The organism is Motiliproteus sp. SC1-56 (assembly GCF_017309075.1).
Taxonomy (GTDB): Bacteria; Pseudomonadota; Gammaproteobacteria; order Pseudomonadales; family Balneatricaceae; genus Motiliproteus.
On sequence record NZ_JAEMGS010000003.1, the window covers coordinates 17,091 to 36,280 of the forward strand.

Sequence of the window (19,190 nt, forward strand, 5' to 3'; positions counted from 1 at the left end):
TTCCAAAGATAGACGAAAGCCCCCGCCCCTGCCGCTGGCCTATACTGCCCGCAGAAAGCCGTCACACCAACCGGCAACAACCTGCGCGGGAGCGACACGCTGATGATTCAAGACGTCAAGGGCGAAGAAACGTGGCGTTTATTCCGCATACTCGCCGAGTTCACCGAGGGCTTTGACCGGCTCAGCGACCTGGGTTTTGCCATTTCCATTTTTGGCTCGGCGCGACTGCTGCCCGACAGCACCTACTACAATCAGGCTCACACCCTGGCCCGTCGTCTCGGCGAGGAAGGGTTCGCCATCATCACCGGCGGCGGCCCGGGCATCATGGAGGCCGGCAATCGCGGCGCTGCCGACGCGGGCGTCACCTCCGTGGGGCTCAACATCCGCCTGCCGCAGGAACAGCAACCCAACCCCTACCAGAACCAGTCGCTGGACTTCCGCTACTTTTTCGCCCGCAAGGCCATGTTCGTCAAATACTCGGTCGGCTACGTCTGCCTTCCCGGTGGCTACGGCACCCTGGACGAGTTTTTTGAGGCCCTGACCCTGATGCAGACCATGAAGGTTTATCCCCTGCCCCTGATCCTCTTTGGCAAGAAGTTCTGGGGCGGGCTTATGGACTGGATCAGGGACTGCCCCCTGCAGGAGGGTTTGGTTTCTCCCCAGGATCTGGACATCGTCACCCTGACCGATGATGTGGAAGAAGTGGTCGCTGCGATGTGTGAGCACCGGCGCTGGAAACTGGAAAAAATTGCCCAGTCCGGACACAGCCTGAACCCGGGGCCGTAACCCGGGGTTCGGAAAAACGATGAGCAGCCCCCTGCGCCTTCGATCAATCGCGCCCGACCTTGCCCCCTTTCGCGGTTTGGCGCTGCCCCGCTCAGGGCCTGTTTTGATAAAGCACCACCTTGCCCTTGCCGGCTCTCTTGGCTTGGTACATGGCCAAGTCAGCCAGGTGCATGAGCCGGTCCATGTTGTCACTGTGCAGTGGGTAGAAGGCAACTCCGATGGATGCGCCCACGCAGGCCTCAACTTCAGGATCCGTTAGCGCGTAGGGCTGACTGAGCGCCCCCCGCACCGCTTCCACGGCCCCGAGCACATCCTCCACGCTGGTCGCGCCGGGAATCATCCACGCCAGCTCATCCCCGCCGATGCGAGCGCAAAAATCCGAGCGCCGAATCCGCTGTTTAAGCCGTTGCGCAAGATCCCGCAGCAGGACATCCCCCGCCTTGTGCCCGTAGCTGTCATTAACCGCCTTGAACCCGTCCAGGTCGATATAGGCCAGGGCCAGTAGCTGATTATGGCGCTCACTCTCGTGGATCGCCTCGCGCAGGCGCTCCTGGAAAAAGGCCCGGTTAGGCAGCCCGGTCAGGGCGTCATACAGGGCGGCCCGGCGCACTTCGTTGAACAGCCGCTGGCGCTCGCAGGCATAGCGGCAGACCCGCGCCAGCATCCTCGGCGTTAACTCGTCCTTGGGCAGGTAATCCTGGATGCCCCCCGAAACCAGGTTTTCCGCCTCGCGATGGTCATAGTGCGAGGTCAGCACCACCACCGCCGCATCGCTGTCCAGGCTGCGCAGGCTGACGATCGTCTCCTTCGGTCCGGAGTCGGGAAGCTTCAGATCGCAAAGCAGCACGTCGGGCGGGTGCTCCCGCACATCTTCCAGCCCCTCCGCCAGGGTCGCGGCCGTGCGCACCTCCGGCGCCTCTAACGCCTCGAGAATGGCGTCCCGGGTGAGTTCCAGGTGATCGGGGTTATCTTCTATGATGGTGACTTTCACCGAGTCCTCTCCCGCGCTGCCGCCCGCACGGGCGGCGGCAAAGCCTGCAGGCAGTCTCTCAGCGAGCCGGCCTTGATCGGCTTGACGAGATACCCCGAAGCGCCCAGCCGCAAGCAGGCACGATAATCACCCTCATCTGACGAGGTGGTGACCATTATGATCGGCAGCGACGCCAAGTCGGTGCTGGCTTTAAGGGCGCGCAGCACTTCATAGCCGTTCATCCGTGGCATTTTGATATCCAACACGAGCAGGTCAGGCAAGCCCTCACCCTGCGCCCGTTCCTCCAAGAAGCTTAGCACCGCCTCTCCGTGGGAAACGTGGATAATCCTGCAGCCGTCAAACACCTTTTGCAGGGCAAAACAGCTCAACTCCGCGTGATCGGGGTTGTCTTCAGCGAGCAGAATTTCAAGGCTCAAGCTCACCTCCCAGCGGCGGTTCGGCAAAGCAGAGCGTGAAGGTGCTGCCTTCACCCGGGACAGAGTCCAGACACACACGCCCTCCGTGCTTGTCCATGATGGTTTTGACGATGGCGAGCCCCACCCCCGAACCTTCAGCCCCCTCGGGATCAAGGCGTTCAAATATCTGGAAAATCCGCTCGTGATGGCGGGGATCGATACCCAGGCCGTTGTCGGCCACCGCCACCCGGACTTCAGCTTCCTGGCGACTGGCGCTCACCTCGATCCGTGGTTTGACGCCGGGGCGTTGATATTTGATCGCGTTGGCGATCAGGTTTTGAAAGCACTGCACCAGCAAGCGCTCCTGACCGACCACCGTCGGCATCTCCTTGGCGACCACCACCCGGGCGCCGCTCTTGTGAATCGCCCCCGCCAAGTTCGCCATCGCCGCCTTGACCAGCTGCCCGGTATCCAGGGGCCGCACCTCCGCATCCCGATGAATAATGCGCGAGAGCTCCAGCAAGTCGCCCAGCAGACCGTTCATGGATTTTACATTGGCCTGGATGCGGCCGAACCAGTGTTTCTGCTGATCGGTCAGAACATCATTCAGCTTTTCAGCCAGCTTGTCCGCAAACCCCTCGATGGTCACCAGGGGCGCCTTGAGGTCGTGGGAGACGGTATAGACAAACTGTTCCATCTCGCTGTTTTTCTGCCGCAGCCGCTGCATCAGCTGGTGCAGCTCCTGCTGCGTCTGACGACGCTCGCGGATATCGACAATGGTAACCAGAACCAGCATGCCGCGGGCAGTCTGCAGGGGGCTGAGCCCGATCTCCACGGGAATTTTTTCTCCGCCGCGGCTGAGCGCGTAGAGATCCCCCCCACGCCCCATCAGCCGCTGCCTGGGATCGGCCAAAAACCCTTGCCGAAAAGCTACATGCTGGTGACGATACTCCTCAGGCAGCAGTTCCTCGACTCCCATCTGGGCCAACTCCCCCTCGGAGTAACCAAGCAACTGGCAGGCCTGCCGGTTAGCCTGCTGGACACGGCCGTCCGCTCTCACCGCCAACAGGCCGGTGGGAATGGCATCCAGGAGCACCCGGTAGCGGCGCTCCGCCTCGGTCTTTCGCGCCAAGTGACGGGTCACCTGGCGGTTATCCTCCCGCGCGGCGAGAAACGCCAACGTCATCATAAACAGGAGCAACCCATCAATCAGCCCCGCGGCGAACACCACTAGGCTCATGTAATTCTCGCTGGCCGCCTCAAACGCCTCCGTGCTCTGCACCTCCAGAGTCCAGGTGCGCCCGCCAATCTCAAGCGCCCGCTGCCCCTTAAACCAGGGCTCTCGCGAAGTTACCGGCGAATCGCTGCTGGAGCGGTACATCGCCGTTTCAGCCGCAGACGGGTTGAGCGTCTGGGGCTCGGCGGAACCGCTGCCGCTGTCAAACACCTGAAACGCGACAAAATTACGTTCGCCGGCAAGCATCCCCCGCATCAGGTCTTCCATGCGAAAAGGGCTGTAGACATAACCCAATATCGCCTCGCGGCGCTGTGCGACCGTGTCCAGGAAAGCGCCTGTTCGATAGTGCGGTAGATACATCAGAAACCCGGTTTGAGTGTCCACCTGCGTTTCCTGAACCAGCGTCACCGGGCCGCTGATCATCGCCCGTCCCTCGTCCCGAGCACGTGCCATGGCCTCGCGCCTGACCGCATCGGAATACATGTCATACCCAAAGGCGCGCTGATTGCGCCAGTCAAAGGGCTCCAGGTAGCGAATGGCCGTATAGATCTCTCGCTCCCCGGGCGGGTAAATACGGAAGTCGTCGAACCCCTCCGCCCGGATCGACGCTTCATAGGCCTCTTTGGATTCGGGGCTGACGAACTCGGCATAACCGTAGCCCTGGATCCCCGGGTAAAGCGCCTCGATATGCAAACTGCGGTGAAATCGACCCCACTCCGCCCTGTCAGCCGACTCGCTCGCATTGAGAAACCCCACCCCGGCTTGCAGCAGGCTGCGGTATGCCTTCAGTCGGCTGTTGATCAGCTGAACGAGATGGTCCACTTGCTTTTCAAAACGCAGACGCTGCTTTTCCGTCACTTCCGATTCAGTGACAAAACTGGCAAACGTGGTGATGGCCAAGGAGACAGCCAGCACCACCCAGGGCGCCGGGCGCCACACCTGGCTCAGCCAGCGTCGCGAAAACACTTCCCTATGTAAATCAAAGGGCTCAGTCTCCGGCTGACGAGATGTCGGGGGTGTTTTATCGATTCGCATAACCCTGGTTTGCAAGCCCGCTCCGACCTTGGCCAGACGGCGGATACTCCCTGCTTTTGATCAGACCGGGTGAAACAAGAGGGAAATTTCCGGTCGACCCGGAAAAGGGGAAGGCGTTACAAAAGCATACTGAATCACGCCGTCAGACTTGATCAGACGTCCCCCGCCCAACAGCAACAAGCATAGATCAGCGCTGGCGGGCAGGAGGGCACACCTTCAGGAGGGGCCAAAAAGCTTCCCGGAATATTTAGGACTTTTTCCTATTCCACGCCGGTCACCTTCGGTCAATACTACTCGCCAACGAGGAGACAGAAGGACCTGACGGCAGCAGGGATTAGCCGCCAGCCCCGGCAAGGAACGCCGATCACACCCTCGTCCGAAGGCCCCCAACCAGGATGGTTCGGGGCCTTTATTTTTGCGCAGCCAGAAAAGCTGCCGCGAACGGATGGCAGCCCGCCCTGCTGTCCGCGCGCCTCGCCTTCATCCCCCAAGGTGATGAATGCACTCTCGCCCCATTAACCCAGCCCCGCCCGGGTACTTTTGGGGTAGTCGAACCAAACGAGCTCCGCCCCGTGCTGCGCAACCTCCCGCCAGCGAGGTGCTTCAAGGCGAATCTGCAACAGCGCGCAGGTCGGCACCTTGGGCAGCACCCTGCCCGTCAACCATTCAGCCAGCTCCTCGATGGCGGGATTGTGCCCCACGATCCACGCCTTTTGAACACTCGGCTCAAAGCGCTGGATCATGCCCAGAAGTACCTCCGGATCGAAGGTGTACAAGGCCCCGGTGAACTCGATGGAAGGTGTCTCCACGGTGATTTCCCGGGCGATCAGGCGGCTTGTCGCCTGTGCCCGTTCGGCGCTACTGCTTAACCAGAGATCAGGGCCGCCGGCATTGTGAGCCCGCAGCCAGGCATCCAGGCGCTGCCCCATGTCCGGCGCATCCCGCGTGCCCCGCTTATTCAGAGGTCGCGCGTGATCCTCAAGTCCGGGATCTTTCCAGGAAGACTTGGCGTGCCGAATCAACAGCAGTGTTTTCATGGTCACGCCCTCCGATGCACCTTCTCACCAGCACTCCCCCCTAGCCTTTTCACTATAGTTAGCTCAGAAAACCCGGCCATTTCCGCATCGCTATAGCAATGGGCCAGGGCCGCGGCGGGGATTGAATTTGGGCACCGATCATCAGCCCCATACTGGGCAAAGGTTCAACCGCCTGCTGAGTGAAGACAGCCAGCAGGCGCAAGCCCTTCTGGCATCGTCTGAGTGGCTGCAAGAGGAGTCTGTCCACCAGTTTCGACTCTGTATCAAGCGGCTCCGCGCCGGCTGGCGGATGCTGAGAGCCCCCGCGTACAAGCACCACCGCCACTCGGCCGACCGCGTCTTAAAGACCGCCGCGCAAGCGCTGGGAGGAAAGCGCGATGCCGACGTACGCCTGACCACTTGGCGACGCCTCCGTGCTGACGCGAAACCCGCAGAGATCCCGCTGTTCGACCAACTGGAAGCACTGCTGCGGAATCATGCCGCACCGGCATCCCCCCCAGCCAGCCCCGAAGCGTTGAGCGCTCTGCTCGGCCAGGAGGAAGCCATCCGTGCTGATGCCAACGTCGAGCGTTGTCGCTGGCGGGAGCTTAAAGAGGGACGGGATTGGGCCGCGGAGAAAAACCGCCTTCTGGCGCAAAAAGCGCTGGGAGGAGAGGACCAGGAGAACTATCACCGCTGGCGACGCTGGGCCAAGCACCTCCTCTACCAACGCCTGCTGGCCGCCACGGTGCGCGGACACAAGCTCGGCAAGCGCCAGCAAACCCTCAACCGGCTGGCCACCGAGCTGGGCCGCAAGCACGACTTGGATATGTTGGCCACTTTTTTAGCCAACACTGCCCGCTCAAAGAAACAGCAAGCGGCGCACCGGGCTCTCTTACCTGTGATTGCCTCGACCAATCGACGTTACCAAGCACGCATCAGCAAACTCTATCGCAGCTTTAACAAAAACTGACCCAGCGCAGGGTCGCGAGAGCGCTTTCAAAGTCCGCCCATTACGCGCAGACACTGCCCCCTTCTAAGCGCTACGGGCGCGCTTATTTATGAAAACAGCCCCAATAGTGAGGGACGCTGCAACCGCCACGGTGTGCGCTGAGGGACGCTCGGGCAACGCCCGTGTGCGGTCCGGCAACTTCTGCGTTACGACCAATCGGGGTCACCCAAGGACGGGAGGTAAGAATGGGGGAACACGACCCGAAAATGAACGTTTCGGCTCGGGGTACAGATGCGATACGGCAGCAGGGCCGGCGTGCGTCTAACCACTTTGTCCAGGTGGTGTACAACGGACACCTTCGGCGGGTTCCATAAAAAGGGTCTGATTGCCACCTAGAATTAATGCGGAGCGGGTTGTTGGCATTGTCATGCAGAGGAGGTGAACGATGGGAAGGCTCAACGGAAAGGTGGCGGTCCTCACCGGCGCCTGTGGGGGGATCGGTCAGGCGATATTGCGGAAACTGATCAGTGAAGGCGGCAAAGTCCTCGCCGTCGACCTGTCCGAACAAGGGCTGGCAGCGGTCAAGTCCAAACAGGGTGATGCAGTGGACACGCTGGCCGTAGACGTCACCGACTACGACCAGGTCGCCGGAATGATGAGCCGAGCGGCAGAGCGTTTCGGACAGCTGGACATTGTGATCAACAATGCCGGAATCGGCAGCCCAAAGGCGCTTCTTGAACACGACCCCGTCGCCGATTTTGAGGGGGTTACCGCCGTCAACCAAAAAGGGGTTTACTACGGAATTCTGGCCGGTGCCCGGCAGTTCAAGCGTCAGGGAAGCGGTGGCGTCATCCTCAACACTTCCTCCGTTTATGGGCATATGGCGTCAGAACTCAGCTTTACCTACAACGTCAGCAAGGCGGCGGTGGACATGATGACCAAATGCGCCGCCCTGGAGCTCGGCGCTGCAGGCATCAGGGTATGTGCCGTGGCGCCCGGGCGGGTGGACACCCCCTTATTACGCAAATATGAAGAGCTGGGGTTGTGGGAGCATATCCGCAAAGAGCAGATGCGCCAGACATTCACCCAGCCCGAAGAAATTGCGAACGTTGTCGCCTTCCTAGTCAGTGAGGAAGCCAACTGTATAAACGGTTGCACCGTCTACGCTTCCGACGGCTTCGAGAACTTCAAGTTTCCGCTGCAGGGCTCGTAGAAAGAACCCCGGGGATGCAGGCAGTCACTGACTTAAATTTGCGGGAAGAAACCGCTCCACACAGGGCCGCCGACAAGCGTCAAAGGCCTGCGCGGTGCGCAGGTCCTTGGTCTGCAGATGGCGCCGAATCTCGCGCAAGCCAACAAGCGCACGAAAAGGCGCAGGCACGATGATACGAAAGTGATAGATCTGGTGTTTGGAGCGGACGAGATAGGGGTCAGCGGTCGGCATTTTGTGTATCCACTTTGTGTACGCGGACACGCAAAAAGGAAAATACGCTATCTAAAACAAACCCTTGGGAAACAAACCGTTACCCCAAAATGGAGGCGGCCCCGCCAGCCACACCCCGGCGCACGAATCCACCGCTGTGGCTGCTCCCTTCCGGGCCTGACCAGGTTAACGGCTTATCGTCGCGGGGGGACCAACAGGGCCACCATAACAGTTGCCGCCTCGGCAGCAACGGGCGTGGATTATCGCTGAATCCCGAAGTGGGTGCAACCGCGGGAGCGTAATCCTTGCTTAACGGGCTTTGAGACGCTTGATGAACTCATCGGCGGCCATATCATCCCAGTCGGCGTAACTGCGCATAAAGCTCGTCACCCGCCCCTCCCTGTCAATCATAAAGCTGGCCGGGAAGACGTCCACCGGGAACGCCTGGCTGAATTCGCTAATGCTGGCGTGATACAGCCCCAGGTGCTGGAGTTCCAGTTTGTCGTAATAGGCTTTCACCGCGTCGTACCCGGCCCGGTCCAGCGCCACCGCCAGCACCACGAAGTCCTCATCCCCGTGACGCGCCTGCAGACGGTCCAGGGCCGGGAGCTCACGAATACAGGGTGGGCACCAGGTCGCCCAGAGATTGAGCAGCACCACCTTACCCTTGAAGTCGCTCAACGAGCGCGGTTGGTCACGGTTTTCCATCATCGCCAGCGGCACCAGCTCCCGTGGTGGATCGACCGGGATGAAGCTGTTCACGGTGCCATCGGAGGGTTCCGTCGCCGCGTGGTTGGCCCACAGTGCGGGGCTGATCAGCAGGAGCAGCAGGACGAGGGGCGCACGGAGCGTCGGGGGCATAGATTCACCTTTTCTGAATCAGAGGAGCGGTAGTATCATGGGCGCCTTTCGTAAAAGCCCCACGGACCTGATTGATATCAAACGGGGCCTGCACAGGCAAGCGCTAGAATAGACCGCCGCCAACCCCTCAGGGTTCACTTTGCCTGCTCAGCGCCAAGGGAGGCTGAGCCCGCATGGATGCACGCGGCGGCCTGATAACCCCCGGGCCTTCCTCCCAAAGCAATCCAGGCGTGTTATGCAATTACATGACTACATCAACGGCCTCGGCCAGGACCTGAAGCGCCGCTTCGGAGAGAAGGTCCACAAACTCAGCATTAATGCCGAGTTCACCTGCCCCAACCGAGACGGCACCCTTGGCCGCGGCGGCTGTACCTTCTGTAACAACGCCTCGTTCAATGCCAATACCCGCAGCCAGCTCAGCATTCGCGAGCAGCTGGAGCGGAGCAAGCCGGGGATGCGGGCGCGCCGCTACCTGGCCTACTTTCAGGCCTACACCAACACCTACGCCGAAACCGAAGCCCTTCAACGTATGTACCAGGAGGCGCTCGACGTGGCAGACATGGTCGGCCTATGCGTGGGCACCCGCCCGGATTGTGTGCCCGACGCCACCCTTGATCTGCTGGCAAGTTATCAGGCGCAGGGGTTCGAGGTGTGGCTGGAGCTGGGGCTGCAGTCAGCTTTCGATGCCACTCTGGAGCGGGTCAACCGCGGTCACGGTTTTGCCGCTTACGTGGACACGGTGCGCCGGGCTCACGCCCGCGGCCTGAAGGTCTGCACCCACCTGATTGTCGGCCTGCCCGGCGAAGCCCCTGAGGACAGTCTGGTCACCCTGGAGCGGGTGCTGGAGGTCGGTTGCGAGGGGCTGAAGCTGCACCCGCTGCACATCGTGCGCGGCAGCATCATGGCCCGGCAATGGAAGAAGGGTGAGATCGAGCCCATCTCCATTGAAGCGTACGTGACCACGGCCGCCGAAATGATCCGTCACACGCCAGCCGAGGTGGTTTACCACCGAGTGACCGCCACCGCCCGCCGCCCCACGCTGCTGGCGCCGCAGTGGTGCGATAATCGCTGGCCTGCGTTCAACGGTATCGCCGAACACCTGGCTCGCCATGGCGGCCAGGGCAGCGCCCTGGCGCCAAGCCGGCTCGCCGCTACACTTTGAACTTGGCCACCAGGCTCTGCAGGCTGCCGGCCTGAGCCGCCAGCTCGCCGCTGGATTCAGAGGTCTGATTGACCGCACTCACGGCCTGGTCGGCGCGCTCCTCGATATCCACGATACTGCGGGTAATCTCCTCTGCGGCCGCCTCCTGCTGCACCATGGCGGCGGCAATCTGCTCGGTCTGCTCGGCAATCGCCTCCACTTCCTGAGTGATGCGGGCCAGGGCGCTGCCCGCCCGTCCCGCCTGTTCGGTAGAGGCCGCAGCCCCTTCCTGACTGGTAGCCATCGCCTGGTGAGCCTGCTCGGTGCGTAACTGCAGCCCCTCGATCACGGTCTGGATTTCCTGCGTTGAGGCCTGGGTGCGCTGAGCCAGGGTCCGCACCTCGTCGGCCACCACCGCGAACCCCCTGCCCTGCTCGCCGGCGCGGGCCGCCTCGATCGCCGCGTTCAGCGCCAGCAAGTTGGTCTGCTCGGCAATATTGCGGATCACATCCAGCACGGTGCCGATCCGGGCGCTGTCTTCGGTCAGCTGCTCCACCACCGAGCCGGTGTCGGCGAGCTCCTGCGCGAGTTTCGTGGTGGCACGGACCGTCTGCTCGACCACCTGCTGGCCTTCGAGTGCCAGCTGTCGTGCCTGGCTTGCCGACTGGCTGGCGCTCTCGGTATTGTGCGCCACTTCACGGCTCGAAGCGCTCATCTCGGTGACCGCCGAGGCCACCTGCCCGGTCCGGTTGCGCTGCTCCAATACGCCTTCACGGGTCTCGTTGGCAACCGCCGACAGCTCCTCCGCCTGGGAGGCCAGCACCCCCGAGGTCGACGCCACATCGCCGATGGTATCGCGCAGACGCTGCGTCATCCGTTCCATGTTCTGGTTGAGCAGTACCAGCTCATCATTAGTCGCCTTATCGTTCATCGCACCAAGATGAACGGTCAGGTCTCCATCGGCGATTTGCTGACTGGCAACAGACATCCTCTGCACCGCCTGCACAATCACCCGGACCACGAAATACATCAGCGCCAAAACACAGACAACGCCCACCAAGGTGGCGACCACCATCATGCCCAGCGCCGTTGACTGGGTGCGTTCGACAAGGGCCATCTGCCCTTCCACCTTGCTATCCCCCGCCTCCTCAATCGCCTCGATGGTAGACAGGAAAGACTCGGCTGCGGCCTGGTAGAGCCGGCTGTTTTCACGGAAAGCTTCGAACGCGGCCACCGCCGCCGAGAAATCCTGCTGATGAGTAGAGAGGGCGCTGTCAATCGCCTCGGCAAAGCGTTGGCCGGCGAACGCCCCCTTGCCCACCGCCTGTCGCCGGAAGAGCGGATGCGCACCGATCTCCTCGACGTTGGCGCTGAGGTCGGCCAGCGCCTCCTCTAGGCGCTGGCGAACCGCGCCTTCTTCGGCGGCACCGGCGCCCATTATGCTGACCAGGCGCTGGTAGTTGTAAAAGCGGGTCAGCAGCTCGATCTGGGTTTCCATACCGCCGTCGGCGGCCGACCACTTCTCGCTCAAGCCGCCGTTCCAGCTGATCAACCGATCAGGATTAGCTTCCAGGGATTCGACCGCCGAATCACCCAGCTCCTCGGCCTGGATCATCAGCTGCTGAAACGCGTTAAAGTGCTCGCGCAGGGCCGTATCGGCCGCCTGGAAGCGGTCAAAGCTGGTCAGGAGCCGGGCTTGCGCCTGGCGGTAGGATTCGGTCTGAGTACGGACCTGGGTGACCTCTTCGTCAGCGAGCAGCCCTGCCGCGACCATCCGCCCGAGTGCCTCCTCCGCGGTGGCGCGCCCCTCGTCGATCAGCGCCTGGGCCTCCGCCCGATCGACCTGCCCGGAAATCGCCTGGCCGACACCGAGCATCTCTGCCTCGATGCCGATACTGCCCTCCATGGCGCCGTCGGCGGTGTCCCAGGCGGGACCGGTAATGAAGTTCAGTAGACCGGAGAGTTTGTAGACGCCGAAAATGCCCGCCGCGCTGCACAACCCCACCATTGCCAGCACCAGCAGGTACCCGCCACCCAGTTTGGTCACTATCCGCATAATACCCCTCCTAGAATGCGACTGCTGAACACCCGAGAGCGATCGAGTCCAGTCAAGTTAGGACACTATCGAACGTAAACTGATATAAATCAACAGATACTCAGAAAGAAGCAGCCCGCGGGAGCGCTCGGCAGCACCAAGTGTCGGTGCCGCCGGCCTTATTCAAAGCTGCGCAGGCCAGCGATATCGCGCACTCGGATTTCCCGTCCGTGCACCTCGATCACACCGGCTTTGGCAAGATTTGCCATGATACGGGACAGGGTCTCGGGGGTGACCGAGAGACGCGAGGCGATCACCTGCTTGGGGGTGTTGAGCAGGATCAGTGCGCCATTCTCGGCGTCATGGGGAAGCAGCTCGCAGAGGTAACGTACCACCCGGAAGGTGGCGTTCTGCTGGGTGAGGTTAACCACGTCGTTAAGGCGGGCGTGCAGGCGCATGCTGAGATCTCCGAGGATCCGCATGCAGGCGGCCATATTTTGCTGCAACAACGCCATGTAGGCCTGGCCGTCGATGGCGTACACCCGGGCGGGCCTGACGGCCTGGGCATTGACCGGGTAGCGGTTACGCTGCATAAAGAGCACCGCTTCGGCAATCGTCTGGCCGGGGTGGACGATCTCGACCACTTTCTCGTTACCGTCCGCGGCGCGGCGAAACAGTTTTATCTGTCCATCCGCCAAGAGGAAAAAGCGCTTAGCCTCCTCCTCCTGGTGGAACAACACCTGTTCGGCCTCCAGCTCATGCAAACGAACCCCGGCCACCAGGCGCTCGAGCTCCGGCTCGTCCAGGGGCGCAAAAAGGTAATGCCGTTTGATTGCCGCGAGGGCCCGTTGCCGCTGTTGCCCGTCCATCAGAACTCCCCGTCCTCGCCTTACACCTCAAATGGGGCCTAAATTTACTCCCGCCCCCTCGCGATTGAAAGCACCGGATTAAAGTGATCCCTGACAATAACTCGATCCGGATCAATGAAATCAGCTTTGTATGGGCAGATACTGAAGCCGCCAGAGTTATCTCAACGCAGAGAACAAGGAACAGGCCATGACAGGAAAAAAGGTACTGGTGGTAGACGATGCCGCGACCGTTCGCCAGGCGGTGCGGGCTGCGGTGACGGCCGAGGGCCACGAGGTGGTCGAGGCGAGCAACGGCAAGGAAGCGATCAAAAAGCTGCAGGCGCAGCGCATCAGCCTGATGATCACCGATATCGACCTTGCGGCGGTGGACGGCATTACCCTGACCCGCTCGGTGAAAAGGGTTTCAAGCTATCAATCGCTGCCGGTCGTGTTCCTGACCGCGGAGGATGCGCAGACATTCCTGACCCAAGCCAAAGAGGCCGGAGCCTGCGCCTGGATCGACAAACCCTTTACCCAGGCCGAGATTCAGGGGGTGGTGCGCTCGCTCCTGCGCTGAAGAGCCGTTCAGGCCACCTGCGACCGGGCCCGTGTATAGAGAAGCAGGCACTGGCCGGCGAACTTGCGCTGACGCGCCACGCGCACCGCCACCTCATCCTGCTGCACGGTGCGCAACTCCGCCATGCCGACGGCGCGGGTCAGGATCCGCAGATCAGCGTCATCCCGCTTGCGCTCCACCCACTCCATGATCAGCACATTGGATTTATCGTTGAAGGAGCTGGAGCGGCAGCTTTCGCGGATCAGGCACTGGTCGCAGATGGGGTTGCGGGTATTACGCCGCTGCACCGCCTGGGCCTGCATGGCCGAGCCCCGGTAGCGGCGCCACTCGTCAATCCAGCTGATCTTGCGCTTGGTGATGCGAATCCCCAGGATCGCCCCGCCGAAGGCCATCATCGCAAAGCCCCCCAGGATGAAGAGCCCCTGTTCGGCGAAACGCATCACCAGCACCCCACCGCCGATATAAAGAAACGGTAGCGACTCATAAATATCTTCGTGCAAAAACAAGCTCTTGCGGCTATCCGGCACCCGCTTGTTGACCCGCCGCGCATCCGAGCGCAGCACCCAGGTGATCGCCCCGCCGGTGTAGAGCACCCAGGCACAGATCAGCACCACCCAGTTGGACTGGGAGACCATCAGCGCCAGCGCACCGAAGATGTAGAGGTAGGGCAGAACTTCGTAGAGAGGACGGGGTAACATGGGACTCGAGTCTATCCAGTTGACGTAGCGTCACATTCTATCGGAATGACCCGGCCCCGCTAGCCGCAGCCATCGATCCCTTGACTCAGATCATTCCCTGAGGAGCCCCTTTGGCAAGCTGCACGCCAACGCCAAGCCACCAGGGGGCTAGGCCATGACGAAGCCCGCCACACGCTCGAGCGTCCAGTAGGCGGCGACCGAACCCACGGCGTAGGAGGTGTATCCCAACCCCCGACTGCCCGGAGCCAGCAGCGTGGTGCTGACTCCGGCAAGGCGAGAGATGAGCGCACCCACCACCAACACCCCGGCAATAAAGAGCAGTTGCCCGGCCTCAACGCCGAGGTTGAAGGCCAGGAGCGCCACCGGCACATCGACCCGGGGCAGACCGATATCCAGCAGAGCGCGGGCAAAGCCAAGCCCGTGCAGGAGCCCAAAGACAAAAGCGACACTCCAGGGAAAGCGCTCGGTCAGGCGCAGGTTGCGCCCGGGCGGACGCACCAGCTCCGAGGCCAGTACCACGATAGAGAGGGCGATCATCGCCTCCACCGGCGGCGCCGGCACCCACAGCCAGCCCAGGGACGCGGCACCCAGCGTAAGGCTATGGGCCAGGGTGAACGCGGTGATGGCGAACACCAGCGGGCGTAATTTTCGAATCAGCAGCAGCAGGGTGAACACGAACAACAGGTGATCCACGCCCTCAAGAATATGGTCCACCCCAAGCCGAAAGTAATTCCCGAAGGTGGCCAGTGGCCCCTGCGGCAGCGGCACCGTAAACGCGGGAACCGCGGCGGTGAGCCGCTGGGTCTGGGTCGGTCTGCCCGGTGCCAGCGCGTAACGCACCAACGCGTCCGTCGCGGTGTTCTCCAGCCCCCGAATGCGCACTTCGCCCCCCGCCAGGCCCGGCTCGCACACCGTCACCCATCCCGAAACAAAAGCGCGACCGTCAAACACCGGGGGCGGCCCCTCCCGGTTATCACAGCCGGCGGGAAGCACCGCGTCGATGGCCATGGGCGCGCCCTGAACCTGGGGCTTGCGCCAGCTTACGCGCCACTCCTTGGCGCCGAGCGGTTGCATATCCAGCAGCCCCGGATCAAGCGCATGGGCCCAGGTTCCATGGGACAGTGTCAGCAGCCACGCCGCCAACAGCCCAGGCAGTAGACGGATCCTTCTCATCGCCCTAAATCCGCTCCGCGATAATCGGCGCCGGCAGGGCGATCTGGTAGCGCCCTTTGAGCGCCTCCAGGCGCCCCTCCGCCAGTTCAGCCCGGCGGGAAGCACGCCAGTCCCGCGCCACCTGCTCGGCAACCGACTCCAGAGGCGGCAGGCCACCGGCTACCCGCCCGGTGACCCGCACCAGGTGCTGCCCGAACGCACTCCTGACCGGTCCGGACCAGCGACCGGGAGGCAGTTCGGCAACCTGCTGAAAAAAACCCTCGCCAAACGCCCCATCCACGGCCGTCTCCGGACTCAGGGAGAGCACCGCAGGGAGTAGCGTTGGTGTCGTGATCAATGAGTGCGGCGCCGCGCCCTGGCGAAGCGCCGCCAGCGCCCGCTCGGCATCCGCGCCGACCGCCAGCGGCACCTGCTCGAACGCCAACCGTGGCTGACGGGCGAACCGCTCCGGATGGGCGGCGAGATGAGCCACCAGCACCGCCTCCGTCGGCTCGTTTTCCGCTTGCCCGCCCTCGAGCAGGAAACGCATCTTCTGCGCCAGCCGCTGGCGAACGACGGCATCTTCACGATCCAGGCCCAGGGCGCGCGCCTCGCGCACCAGCACCTCCTCGTTCACATACCGGTCCACCAGCCGCGCCAGCTCCTCGGTATCGGGGGCCCGTGACCAAGTCGCCTCAAAGCGCTGGGCGAGCCGCGTCACCTGCGCCTCGGAAACCACCAGCTGGGTCGGCGGGGCGACGGCGGGATCGTCCAGCGCAGAAAAAAGCGCGAACACGCCTGCCCCCAGCAGAAGAAAATGCAGCAGGGGCTCGCGGAGGAGTCGAGCCCCCAAGACCTCAGCCTGCCCCAAAACAACACGATTGCCCATCCCTTGCACTCCACACTCCGTCAATTCACGTCCACCGGCCGGGGGCGCTAGATGCAGCTCCCAGAATACAGCGCCTCACTGCTTTTTACCCCGCAGCACACCTCCTACCCTTGGGGCGTGTACCAGATCGGCGAGGTATAGGCGCGCTCGGTCACCGTCATCGGCACCTCGTCGCTAAAATTCGCCTCCTCGAAATAGGCCGCATCATAGGCCGTCCAGCGCGGCGTCGGTATCTCAATCACGCGGGCGTAGTAAAATGCCTTCTGGGCAGGGTCAAACGCCGGATCCTGCCACACGGTGATCAGCTCGGGAGCGCCGATGGTGTTGGTCCAGGTGACGTTCTCCACATCGACCGTGCTGCCCACCGCCGGCAGCTTGCCGTCGCTGCCCGGTTCACGGTCCCCGGACCAGACCACATCAAAGACCTTCTCCTGCATCTTGCCCGAGGCGTCGAGCCAGCCCTTGATAATCTGAATCCGGTCCAGGTTGCCCGAGTACGGATCCTTCAATGCCGCCACGAGGAAACTCGGCGCCTTCGCGCCCTCGGGGGCCGGCGGCAGGTCTGCCCCCATGGGCACCCCCTTGCCATAGCCGACAACACCGGGGCTTCTTCCCAACGCGTCCTGCGCCTCGAATGTCCAGCCGCCGAAGAAGCGCACCGAGATCCGGGTGCCGGTGGTCCCGTATACCTCCTTGCGCTTCATTGCGTCCCAGATCGAGGCCCGGGTATTCTCTCGCGCCCAGACAGCGGTCAGCCCCGATGCGCCAAGCTTCCAGTCCTTGACCGTACGTCCCTCGAAATCAAAGGCGTTGCCGGTGGAGCGCTCCGGACCCGGCTCGCTGGGCGGGAACTTGCCCCAGAAGTTGTTCTCCTCGGTGGTGGAGAGGCCGGTGTGGGCATCAGTGGAACCCAGCAGGCCGAACTTGAACGGGTTGGCCCCGAGCTCCTGTTCGAGTTTCAGTCCGCGCTTAAGTGCTTCTCGAGCGTATTCGTAGTCGATCATGCCCGGCTCTTTGGGGACCACGTTAAGGTTGCCCTTGTCCCAGATCTCGAAGTCGGCAAACTCGTCGGCAGGGGCGAGCTTGGGGTGCTGCTCCGAGGTGCCCTTGCCCTGAGTAACCTCGTAAAGGGGCTCCCAGCGGGCGCGATTCATCGCCCATTCGGCATCGATCGGCTTGCCATCTGGCGTTTCGGTGGCGAACATCAACCCGTTGGAAAGATTGCCGTTGTGCGGAATGGCCAGTACCCGACCGCCGGTCTGCGCCTCGAAATTGGCCATCCAGTCCCACAGTTCGTTGGGAATCTCGGTGTCAAAGGTGGTCAACGGGCGCACCCGGTCGGCAACGGCCTTGCCGTCACGGTAGATCACGTTGCGGTGCAGGTTGTTGCCGCCGCCGTAGTTGGAGGTCCACTCGTAGCCGATCAGGGCGGAGAAGATGCCCGGCTGGTTATGGCCCTCGACGATCTCGGTCATCTTCTTCCAGGTGTCAAACTGCACCGTTTCATCGACCATCGCCTCGGGGAGCGTGCCCTCCCCCTGCATGGTGATCATCTCCATCACCACCGCGCTGGCGTCCGCGCCACCGGCGCTCATGCCCTCGTGCCACTCCTTGAGCTTGGGGTCCGACATGAGGTTGGGATCGCCTTCCAGCACGCCCGCCATGACCCCCATAGCGTCGGAGTGGTCGGCGACCACCATCCAGTCATAGGGACGCGAGAGTTTGACCGGCTGACCAGTGCTCGAGGTAATCTCCTCGCCCTTGGCAAAGCGCAGCGCCTCGTCAGGCCCCACCCGGGTCCCGCTGGCAATGGCATCCGCCGACCAGGAAGTATGCAGGTGCTGCTCCCCCCACAGGGGCCGGGCGGGGAAATTGCGCCCCGCGTAAGGGGAGTACCCCGGCTGGTTGAAGAAACGCTCGATTTTTTCCGCAGAGAGCGTGCCGGCGTCGGTGGATACCTGGGCGCTGGCGGGCAGCGCCAGGGTCACGCCGGCGAGAAATGCGACAAGGGGGCTAGCGAGTTTTCGACTGTGCATGGCAAGGCTCCCGCACCTGGGTGAGCCGGGCGCCAAGACAGGGCCCGATCAATCAGGGGCAATAGAAGAGAATGGGTGTATAAGGGGAATGCACCTTGCGAAGCACAACGTTAACGCTCGAACTGGCAGGTACTTGTCGCATCCGTCCCTGGCTGGATGACCCACAGGGGCCTCGGTTCCAACCTGCCGCTGGCAGGGCATGTTGACTGGTGGTTGGCCCATTGGCGGGTAGATGGCGCCCAGGGGAAAAATTCACACTTGAGGAGCGGCTTCCCTCCGAATGGGAGCCGCCAGACCACCACTAAACGGTTTAAACCAGAGCTTAGAACAAAAAAAAAGGGGGGGGGAGAAACAGGGCGAAATCAAGGGGCGAGCTTAGGGCTCGGGTTCATCGAATACCAGATCCAGCCACTGGGTCTCGTCCACCTCGTCTTCGCAGACGGCGAACTCCCGCACCGAAACACCGGCACGATGAACAGATTCTGGATCGCCGCTGACCAGCGGGTGCCAGTCAGGCAGTGAGCTTCCCTCGGCCAGCAGCCGGTAGGCGCAGGTCTGCGGAAGCCAGGTAAAGCGGCTGACATCTTCGGGGCGCAACCGCAGGCACTCGGGCACCCGCTGCAGGCGCCGGGGGTAATCACTGCAACGGCAGCTGGGGATGTCCAGCAGCGTGCAGGCGATACGGGTATAGAAAAGCTCCTGGGTGTCCTCATCCTCCACCTTGTGCAGGCAGCACTTGCCGCAGCCGTCACAGAGGGACTCCCATTCGCTCTCCGAGAGGGCGTCGAGGGGCTTTGCTTCCCAGAAGGGACGCTGCGCCACGACTCAGTAACGCCCTTCGGTGGGTGTGCGGTAGAGATCCAGCAGGTACTCGTCCTTGGCCGGCGGCATCTGCAGGTAATAGCCCTGCTCTTGCAGCGCCGCCAGCAGCTTGGCGGCCTCGACCCGGGCCAGCTTCTTCTCCGGCGTGACCAGCAGGGTCATCACTTCCTTGGGCGTGCCGAACATCTCCTTGAGGGCCTCCGGCACCCGTTGCAGCCCCTCGCGCTTATCCACGTAAAGGTACATTTCATCTTTCTTGGGGCTTTTGAAGACCGAGCAAATTACTTTCATCACAA

The 19,190-nt window shown here is 62.4% G+C and carries 19 protein-coding genes and 1 other RNA gene; 5 read left to right on the top strand and 15 right to left on the bottom strand.

All coding sequences use genetic code 11. The features are described 5' to 3' along the window. The first annotated feature begins 102 nt into the window (after positions 1-102). Positions 103-786, top strand: a complete 684-nt coding sequence (locus JGZ97_RS03715) for a TIGR00730 family Rossman fold protein (protein WP_207061268.1) — start codon at positions 103-105, stop codon at positions 784-786. Between the two features lie 91 nt (positions 787-877). On the opposite strand, the gene JGZ97_RS03720 is transcribed toward JGZ97_RS03715, so the two are convergent. From JGZ97_RS03720 to JGZ97_RS03735, 4 genes are all read right to left on the bottom strand, one after another. Next, on the bottom strand, positions 878-1,777 hold the full coding sequence (locus JGZ97_RS03720; protein ID WP_207061269.1) for a GGDEF domain-containing response regulator: 900 nt from the start codon (positions 1,775-1,777) through the stop codon (positions 878-880). After that, positions 1,774-2,193 (bottom strand): response regulator, encoded by a 420-nt coding sequence (locus tag JGZ97_RS03725; RefSeq protein WP_207061270.1) that lies wholly within the window; start codon positions 2,191-2,193, stop codon positions 1,774-1,776. Before JGZ97_RS03725 ends, JGZ97_RS03720 begins: the two co-directional genes overlap by 4 nt. After that, positions 2,183-4,375 (bottom strand): CHASE domain-containing protein, encoded by a 2,193-nt coding sequence (locus JGZ97_RS03730; protein WP_207061271.1) that lies wholly within the window; start codon positions 4,373-4,375, stop codon positions 2,183-2,185. Before JGZ97_RS03730 ends, JGZ97_RS03725 begins: the two co-directional genes overlap by 11 nt. Before the next feature lie 584 nt (positions 4,376-4,959). Then, positions 4,960-5,481, bottom strand: coding sequence for a histidine phosphatase family protein (locus JGZ97_RS03735; RefSeq protein WP_207061272.1), 522 nt, complete (start codon positions 5,479-5,481; stop codon positions 4,960-4,962). A gap of 127 nt (positions 5,482-5,608) precedes the next feature. Between JGZ97_RS03735 and JGZ97_RS03740 the strand changes: the two genes are divergently transcribed. Together JGZ97_RS03740 and JGZ97_RS03745 are read left to right on the top strand one after the other, a co-directional pair. After that, a complete protein-coding gene (locus tag JGZ97_RS03740; RefSeq protein WP_207061273.1) occupies positions 5,609-6,433 on the top strand; it encodes a CHAD domain-containing protein in 825 nt (274 codons plus the stop codon). 424 nt (positions 6,434-6,857) lie between these two features. Continuing rightward, the gene (locus JGZ97_RS03745) at positions 6,858-7,625 is read left to right on the top strand and encodes an SDR family NAD(P)-dependent oxidoreductase (RefSeq protein ID WP_207061274.1); all 768 of its coding nucleotides are present in this window, start codon (positions 6,858-6,860) and stop codon (positions 7,623-7,625) included. Between the two features lie 24 nt (positions 7,626-7,649). Here JGZ97_RS03745 and JGZ97_RS03750 read toward each other — a convergent pair whose 3' ends face one another. The 3 genes from JGZ97_RS03750 to JGZ97_RS03760 all read right to left on the bottom strand — a co-directional run bounded on the left by JGZ97_RS03750 (position 7,650) and on the right by JGZ97_RS03760 (position 8,696). Further along, positions 7,650-7,856 carry a DUF6538 domain-containing protein gene (locus JGZ97_RS03750; RefSeq protein WP_207061275.1) on the bottom strand — a complete coding sequence of 69 codons (207 nt, stop codon included), beginning with the start codon at positions 7,854-7,856 and terminating at the stop codon, positions 7,650-7,652. 99 nt (positions 7,857-7,955) lie between these two features. Continuing rightward, an RNA gene (ffs, locus tag JGZ97_RS03755) (signal recognition particle sRNA small type) lies at positions 7,956-8,052 on the bottom strand. A gap of 92 nt (positions 8,053-8,144) precedes the next feature. Next, on the bottom strand, positions 8,145-8,696 hold the full coding sequence (locus JGZ97_RS03760; RefSeq protein ID WP_207061276.1) for a TlpA disulfide reductase family protein: 552 nt from the start codon (positions 8,694-8,696) through the stop codon (positions 8,145-8,147). Positions 8,697-8,931: 235 nt separating this feature from the next. On the opposite strand from JGZ97_RS03760, the gene JGZ97_RS03765 reads away from it, so the two are divergent. Then, positions 8,932-9,858 carry a TIGR01212 family radical SAM protein gene (locus JGZ97_RS03765; protein ID WP_207061277.1) on the top strand — a complete coding sequence of 309 codons (927 nt, stop codon included), beginning with the start codon at positions 8,932-8,934 and terminating at the stop codon, positions 9,856-9,858. On the opposite strand, the gene JGZ97_RS03770 is transcribed toward JGZ97_RS03765, so the two are convergent. Further along, entirely contained in the window at positions 9,848-11,893 is a 2,046-nt protein-coding gene (locus tag JGZ97_RS03770) for a methyl-accepting chemotaxis protein (protein ID WP_207061278.1), read from the bottom strand. The two genes, JGZ97_RS03765 and JGZ97_RS03770, sit on opposite strands and share 11 nt — an antisense overlap. A 158-nt stretch (positions 11,894-12,051) precedes the next feature. Beyond that, positions 12,052-12,741, bottom strand: coding sequence for a Crp/Fnr family transcriptional regulator (locus JGZ97_RS03775; protein ID WP_207061279.1), 690 nt, complete (start codon positions 12,739-12,741; stop codon positions 12,052-12,054). A 187-nt stretch (positions 12,742-12,928) separates the two neighbouring features. Here JGZ97_RS03775 and JGZ97_RS03780 point away from each other — a divergent pair, with 187 nt between their 5' ends. Then, entirely contained in the window at positions 12,929-13,297 is a 369-nt protein-coding gene (locus JGZ97_RS03780; RefSeq protein ID WP_207061280.1) for a response regulator, read from the top strand. A gap of 8 nt (positions 13,298-13,305) precedes the next feature. Here the strand turns inward: JGZ97_RS03780 and JGZ97_RS03785 are convergent, their stop codons facing one another. From JGZ97_RS03785 to JGZ97_RS03810, 6 genes are all read right to left on the bottom strand, one after another. Continuing rightward, positions 13,306-13,995 carry a hypothetical protein gene (locus JGZ97_RS03785; protein WP_207061281.1) on the bottom strand — a complete coding sequence of 230 codons (690 nt, stop codon included), beginning with the start codon at positions 13,993-13,995 and terminating at the stop codon, positions 13,306-13,308. Positions 13,996-14,142: 147 nt separating this feature from the next. Continuing rightward, on the bottom strand, positions 14,143-15,168 hold the full coding sequence (locus JGZ97_RS03790) for a HupE/UreJ family protein (protein WP_207061282.1): 1,026 nt from the start codon (positions 15,166-15,168) through the stop codon (positions 14,143-14,145). A gap of 4 nt (positions 15,169-15,172) precedes the next feature. Further along, positions 15,173-16,036 (bottom strand): peptidyl-prolyl cis-trans isomerase, encoded by an 864-nt coding sequence (locus tag JGZ97_RS03795; protein WP_207061283.1) that lies wholly within the window; start codon positions 16,034-16,036, stop codon positions 15,173-15,175. Between the two features lie 104 nt (positions 16,037-16,140). After that, complete coding sequence (locus JGZ97_RS03800; protein ID WP_207061284.1) at positions 16,141-18,072, bottom strand: DUF3604 domain-containing protein; 1,932 nt, start codon at positions 18,070-18,072, stop codon at positions 16,141-16,143. A gap of 375 nt (positions 18,073-18,447) precedes the next feature. After that, on the bottom strand, positions 18,448-18,894 hold the full coding sequence (locus JGZ97_RS03805; protein ID WP_207061285.1) for a YcgN family cysteine cluster protein: 447 nt from the start codon (positions 18,892-18,894) through the stop codon (positions 18,448-18,450). 3 nt (positions 18,895-18,897) lie between these two features. Continuing rightward, complete coding sequence (locus JGZ97_RS03810) at positions 18,898-19,185, bottom strand: YcgL domain-containing protein (protein ID WP_207061286.1); 288 nt, start codon at positions 19,183-19,185, stop codon at positions 18,898-18,900. Positions 19,186-19,190 lie beyond the last annotated feature (5 nt).